4 protein-coding genes and 1 pseudogene are annotated in these 5,944 nt (G+C 71.4%); 2 read left to right on the top strand and 3 right to left on the bottom strand.

Annotation, left to right across the window (positions count from 1 at the left end):
- Window positions 1-601, top strand: a pseudogene (locus tag IZR01_RS47740) (hypothetical protein); the annotation flags it as partial.
- Window positions 602-708: 107 nt separating this feature from the next.
- Here IZR01_RS47740 and IZR01_RS47735 read toward each other — a convergent pair.
- The 3 genes from IZR01_RS47735 to metF form a co-directional block, all read right to left on the bottom strand.
- On the bottom strand, window positions 709-2,853 hold the full coding sequence (locus IZR01_RS47735) for a S9 family peptidase (RefSeq protein WP_194927720.1): 2,145 nt from the start codon (window positions 2,851-2,853) through the stop codon (window positions 709-711).
- Window positions 2,854-2,990: 137 nt separating this feature from the next.
- Window positions 2,991-3,509: a GNAT family N-acetyltransferase gene (locus tag IZR01_RS47730; protein WP_194899530.1), complete on the bottom strand. Its 519-nt coding sequence runs from the start codon at window positions 3,507-3,509 to the stop codon at window positions 2,991-2,993.
- 212 nt (window positions 3,510-3,721) lie between these two features.
- Window positions 3,722-4,669 carry a methylenetetrahydrofolate reductase [NAD(P)H] gene (gene metF, locus IZR01_RS47725; RefSeq protein ID WP_194927719.1) on the bottom strand — a complete coding sequence of 316 codons (948 nt, stop codon included), beginning with the start codon at window positions 4,667-4,669 and terminating at the stop codon, window positions 3,722-3,724.
- A 90-nt stretch (window positions 4,670-4,759) separates the two neighbouring features.
- Between metF and IZR01_RS47720 the strand changes: the two genes are divergently transcribed.
- The gene (locus IZR01_RS47720) at window positions 4,760-5,863 is read left to right on the top strand and encodes a polyprenyl synthetase family protein (RefSeq protein WP_194927718.1); all 1,104 of its coding nucleotides are present in this window, start codon (window positions 4,760-4,762) and stop codon (window positions 5,861-5,863) included.
- The last annotated feature ends 81 nt before the right edge of the window (window positions 5,864-5,944 follow it).

Genomic DNA, 5,944 nt, shown 5'->3' with positions numbered 1-5,944 from the left:
CCGCAACCCGGCCGCCGGACCCCGCCCCTCGACCTCAGCCCGCCTGATGGCGGTGGACACCGACACCTACTGGCGGGTCGGCGGCCACTGCAACGCGGCGCACGACGCACACGGCGAATCGGGCCTGCTCCGCGCGGTCCGCCGGGCGGGCGGCCACGTGGCGACCCTCGACGGACGGCACGCCATAGAGTTCCTGGACGGTTCCCTGTGGCCCAGCGAGCGCGCCGGCACCACGACACCGTCGGGCGCTGGGATCCGGCTCCCGCTGAGCGACACGGAGAACTCGATCCTGCACTCCTTCACGGACACCGCGCGGCGGCTGCTGGCGGCGTTCGCGACGGCGCCGACGCAGGTGCGTCCCGCGACGGGGCGGACGACGGCAGGGCGGGTGGCGCAGGTGCGGCGCGCGCCGGTGCGCACGACCGGGCCGGTGCGGACGACGGCTCCGGCTGCCGGGCCGGTCGCGGACGCTGCGGCGAACAGGGCGGCAGGGTATGCGGCGTCGGCTAAGGCGATGAGTGAGGCGATGTCTGAGGCGATGTCTGAGGTAACTGCGGCGGCTGCGGCGGCGACCGCGGCAGAGGCGAAGGCCTTCCACTAGCTCTCGCAGCGATGTTCACGACCCCGCCACGTCCGTCTCAGGCCGCTTCGTTCTCCGGCAGGCCAGAACAAGAGCAAGATCAAAACAGAATCAAGGTCGATCAAGATCTAGAGCCAACGGTCGTACCAGGCGCGGATTCGCCGAAGCACGTCAAGCTGGTGAGTACGCTCCAGGAGCCAATGGCCCTCGCGTGGGTAGACGACCAACTCGTGCTCGGCCCCGAAGTGGCGCAGCGCGCGATGGAAGTGGATCGCCTGGCTGAGCGGGACGTTGGTGTCCTGTTCGCCATGCAGGATCAGCAGCGGGGTGTGGATCCTGGATGCGTAGGAGATCGGGCTGTTCCGGTCGTGGATGTGGGGTCCGGGGCCCTCCCAGCCGGTGCTGCCGCCGAGCGCCGCATCGATAGGTCCCCACTCGCCGGTCCCGGCCTGCATGCCCCAATCGCTGATGCCGGCTCCCATGACGGCGGCCTTGAACCTGTCGGTACGCCCTATCGCCCATGCCGCCATGAAGCCCCCGTGGCTCCATCCGGAGATGGCCAGCCGTCCGGGGTCGGCGACCCCTTGTGCGACCAGCAGGTCGATTCCACTGGTGATGTCGGTCCACTCGTCGCCGCCGACCGCGCCGGCGGCCGTGGCGGCGAACTCGTGGCCGTGGCCCGAGCCGCCTCGGGGATTGGGCAGGAAGACCGCGTACCCGGCGGTCGCCAGCCACTGGCCGGAGTCCATCGCGTTGAGGTTGAACTCGTCGGCATACCGGAAGTAGGGACCGCCATGAACCATGGTGACGAGCGGAAATGGCCCGTCGTCGCGGGTCCGGCCGACGGGCAGGATCAGTAGGCCGTCCAACTGGATTCCGTCAGATGCCTGGTAGCTGAGGCGTTCCTGGAGACCCCAGCGGATCCCGCGCAGTTCGGGTCTGGTGTCGCTGAGTCGGACCAGGGGTCCGCCGACAGGTCCGGCATGGACGTTCCCGGGCTCGTAGGCCGTACTCGCCAGCAGCGCGCACGTTCCCCCGTCGCGACTCGCGGTGAGCCCGGCGAGGGTGCCGGGGGCGGAAGACAACCGGTGGAACCGCAGGGGCTCCGGGTCGAGTCGGTACAGGGCGGTGTCCAGTCCGTCGGCGAACAGTGCGAGTGGTGGCCCGTCCGCGACCTGCGCCAGCTCGGTCGGGCAGACCGCCATGCCGGCGGTGAGGTCGCGGTGTTCGACGGCCGGGCCGGTTGTCGGCGGGACGGTAGTCGGCGGGACGGTCGCGGGCGGGACCGTCGCGGGCGGGACGGTGTCGAGCACGGCCAGCCCGCCGATCACGTGCCCGGGAGACACTGCCAGGTGTGCCAGATGCCACACACCGTTGTGCTGCCACCAAACCGGGGACTGGGCCTCGACCCCGGCCGGCCCCAGGTCGTGGACGGCTGCCGAGCCCGGGTCGACCAGATGCAGCTCCGCCGTCACAACGCCGGCGTCGATCTCCGGCGTGGACCAGCTCAGCACCGCCAGCGGGCCGCCGTCCGGACGCTGGGCGAGCCCGACCACATGCCGGTCCCCGAGACCGTCCACGGTGCGGAGCACGCCGGTCGCCAGGTCGAGCAAGCGCAGTCGGGTGACGGGAAGGTGCCGGCCCCAGACCATGGCGTCGGCGCGCTCGGCCGCACGGCGTTCGTCCTCGGCGCAGGGTTCGTCCTCGGCGAGCACGGCGACGGTGCGGCCGTCGAAGAGCGGGCAGTGGCCGGAGATGCCGCCGCGTCGACTGGTCAGGGTCTCGGCATCGGCGATGTCCTCGCTGCCGTCCAGACCGTTCAGACCGTTCAGACCATCCAGGCCGTCCAGACCGACCAGAGCGTCCAGGCCGTCCAGACCGACCAGAGCGTCCAGGCCGACCAGGCCGTCCAGACGGATCCGCTGGAGTTGGGCAGTACCCTGCTCCGCGCGGTCGGAGGTGAAGAAGACAGAAGCCGAGTCCGGGGCCCACTTCGGGTCGAGGTCGCGCGCCGTGCCGTCGGTCAGCCTGCGCGGGGAGGTACTGCCGTCGGCGGCGGTAACCCAGATGGACCCGTGCGGACGCCCGTCCCTTCCGCCGTTCGCGACCACTCCGTAGGCGACCAGGCGGCCGTCCGGCGAGATGGCCGGTGCCACGGCGGCCGCCATGTCCACCACCAGTTCGGCGGTGAGCGGGTCGGCCGGTTCGGGACTCGCCTGCGCTGCGGGAATCGCCTGCGGTTCCGAAGTCACCTGCGGTGCGGGATGCGGCATGCGGACGCCTTTCACTCGCCAGAAGGGCAAGCGGACATCCTGTCGCACTATCGGGTCGGCGTCAGTCGGATTTTCGGGGAACGGGCCACCTGCGAACTGCCCCGCCGAGCCCGCCGACCCCGGCGCGCGCCGCTCCCCTACCGTGCCCCCGCCAGCGCCGCCTCAGCGGCCGTCGGCAAGTACGTCGCCCCCGAAAAATCCCAGCCGCCGACCAGCTTGCGGTAGTGCACCAGCTCCTGCCCCGGCGCCGGCCGGGTCCGGGTGTACTCGCTGTACCCGGCCGCTGTGTACATGCGCTGGTTCTCCCACATCATGGCGTGCGTCAGCAGCCTGAGCTCCGGGAGCCAGAGTTGGCGTGCGTGCTCCTCGGCGAAGGCGAGGACGCGGTGGCCGATGCCCCGGCCCTGACAGTCGGGGGCCACGGCGAAGTTGTCGAGGTGGAGCCAGCCGTCTTCGGGGACGAGGGTCACGGTCGCGATCGCCGGGCTGCCGATCACGAACAGGCAGCCCCGGCGCATCAGGTGCGGGTAGTCGGCGTCCATCGGGGCGGGCCGGGCGCCGATGCGGGCGACGTAGTGGCGGTAGGCCGAGTGGGTGACGGCGTGGACCGCCGCCAGGTCCACGGGGACTGCGTATCGGACTCCCAGCGGCTGCATGTTCGTGCCTCCTTCTCCGGCCCCCTGGACTGTTCATCGCAGGCTGGCACACCGGGCACCGCAGGGGTGGCCCGATCGGGCGGCGTTAATCAGACAAGGTGACAGTGCTGGTGAATGGGTCGCGCGGCGGCCGGATGAGCGTATGAATGGACCGTGGCCGGGGACCGAGGCTTTTAACGGCCCTCAGGCCGCAGACCGAGGCTCAACAACCCTCAGGCCGACAACCGAGCCCCCACAGCCTGCTCGTGCCGCCGGTCCAACCCGAGGTTCCGGTAGATCTCCAACGTCGCCGTCGACATGTTCAGCGTGATGAAGTGCAGCCCCGGCACCCCCTCGGCCAGCAGCCGCTCGCACATCCGCGTCGTCCACTCGACCCCGACCGCGCGCACCGCGGCCTTGTCCCCGTCCGCCGCCATCAGCGAGCGCTCCAGCTCGGCCGGGAAGGCCTGCCCGGTCAGCCCGGTGATCCGCTTGATCTGCGCGACGTTGGTCACCGGCATCACGCCCGGCAGGATCGGCACGTCGCACCCCGCCGCCGCGACCCGGTCGCGCAGCCGCAGGTAGTCGTCCGTCAGGAAGAACATCTGCGTGATCGCGAAGTCCGCGCCGCGCCGGCACTTCTGCACGAAGTGCGCGACGTCCGAATCCCAGTCCGGCGAGCGCGGGTGCATCTCCGGGAAGGCGGCGACGCCTACACAGAACTCCCCCGAATCCCGCACCAGATCCACGAGTTCGCTCGCGTAGCTCAGGCCCTCGGGATGCGCCTCCCAGTCCCCCAGGGGGTCGCCGGGCGGGTCGCCCCGCAGCGCCAGGATGTTGCGCACCCCGGCGTCCGCGTACTGCCCGATCACGTGCCGCAGCTCCGCCACCGAGTGGTCGACCGCTGTGAGGTGCCCCACAGGCGTCAGCGTGGTTTCGGCGGCGATCCGCTCGGTGGTCTCCACGGTCTTCATCCGCGTGGAACCACCCGCGCCGTACGTCACCGAGACGAACGTCGGCGAGTACCCTTCCAGCCGCCGCAAAGCGCGCCAGAGCTGCTGCTCCTGCGCGTCGTCCCGTGGTGGGAAGAACTCGAAGGAAAACGAGCGCTCCCCGCGGGCCAACAGCTCGCGGACGGTCGCGGCACGGTCCGGCCGCACGGAGGGGAGTCCCAGTGCCATGAATCCACCGTACTGACCATGTCGCCCGTTGTAAGGCAGGGAACCCGGTCGTCCCGAGACGCGAGACACGGGCCGTGAAAGTGCACCCGTATGGTTGTTCCCGTGAACCCCCTGGACCGCCACTCCTTGCGCACCCGAGTAGACACCGCACTCTCGGCGTTCCTCGACGACCAGGGCGCGGCCCTGATCGCGATGTCGGCCGAGCTGGCACCGCTGCCGACCGCGCTGCGCGAGTTCCTGGACGGCGGCAAGCTGATGCGCCCGGGGTTCTGCTACTGGGGTTGGCGCGGAGTGCTGGGCGACAGCGCGAGCGCCCAGGAGGAGGACGGCATAGTCCACGCCGCCGCGGCCCTGGAACTCCTCCAGGCTTCGGCGTTGATCCACGACGACTACATGGACGGCTCCGACACCCGCCGCGGCATGCCGGCCATCCACCGCCGCTTCGCCGCCGCGCACCGCGAGGCCGCCTGGGAGGGATCGGAGGCCCGCTTCGGCGCCGCGGCCGCGATCCTGCTCGGCGACGTCTGCCTGACCTGGTGCGACGAGATGTTCGCCGGCTGTGGCCTGCCGGCCGAGCGGGTGGCCGCGGCCCGCAAGTACTTCGACGTGATGCGCACCGAGGTGATGGCCGGGCAGTACCTGGACGTGCTGGCCCAGGCACACGGCCTGGACGAGCCGGAGCGCGCGGCGCAGCGGGCCCAGACCGTGATCCGCTTCAAGTCCGCGAAGTACACCATCGAACGTCCGCTGCACGTGGGCGCGATGCTGGCCGGCGGCACCCCGGACGTGATCGCCGCCTACTCCGCCTACGGCCTGCCGCTGGGCGAGGCCTTCCAGCTGCGCGACGACGTCCTGGGCGTCTTCGGCGACCCGGCGGCCACCGGCAAGCCGGCCGGCGACGACCTGCGCGAGGGCAAGCAGACGCTGCTGGTGGCGCTGGCCGCGGCGCGCGCCGACAGCCCGGCCGCGATCAAGACGCTGCGCGCCGAGCTCGGCAACCCGGACCTGGACACGGCCGGGGTCGCCGAGCTGCAGGACATCATCCGCTCCACCGGGGCGCTGGACGACGTCGAGACGCGGATCGCCGCGCTGACCGGGCAGGCGCAGGCGGCGCTCGAGGCCGCGCCGATCGACGGCGAGGCCAAGAGCGTGCTGCAGGAGTTGGCGGTCATGGCGACCGCCCGGAAGAAGTAGGTTCCGCGACAGGTTCCGCGACACGCCCGGGCCGCTCACTCGTTCGACGCAACTTGTGCGGCGATTCGGGGCGGCGGGGGC

Origin of the sequence: Catenulispora pinisilvae (assembly GCF_015356865.1) — a bacterium.
GTDB lineage: Bacteria > Actinomycetota > Actinomycetes > Streptomycetales > Catenulisporaceae > Catenulispora > Catenulispora pinisilvae.
Note: the sequence above shows the minus strand (reverse complement) of the source record. Positions and strands in the feature narration are given on the sequence as shown.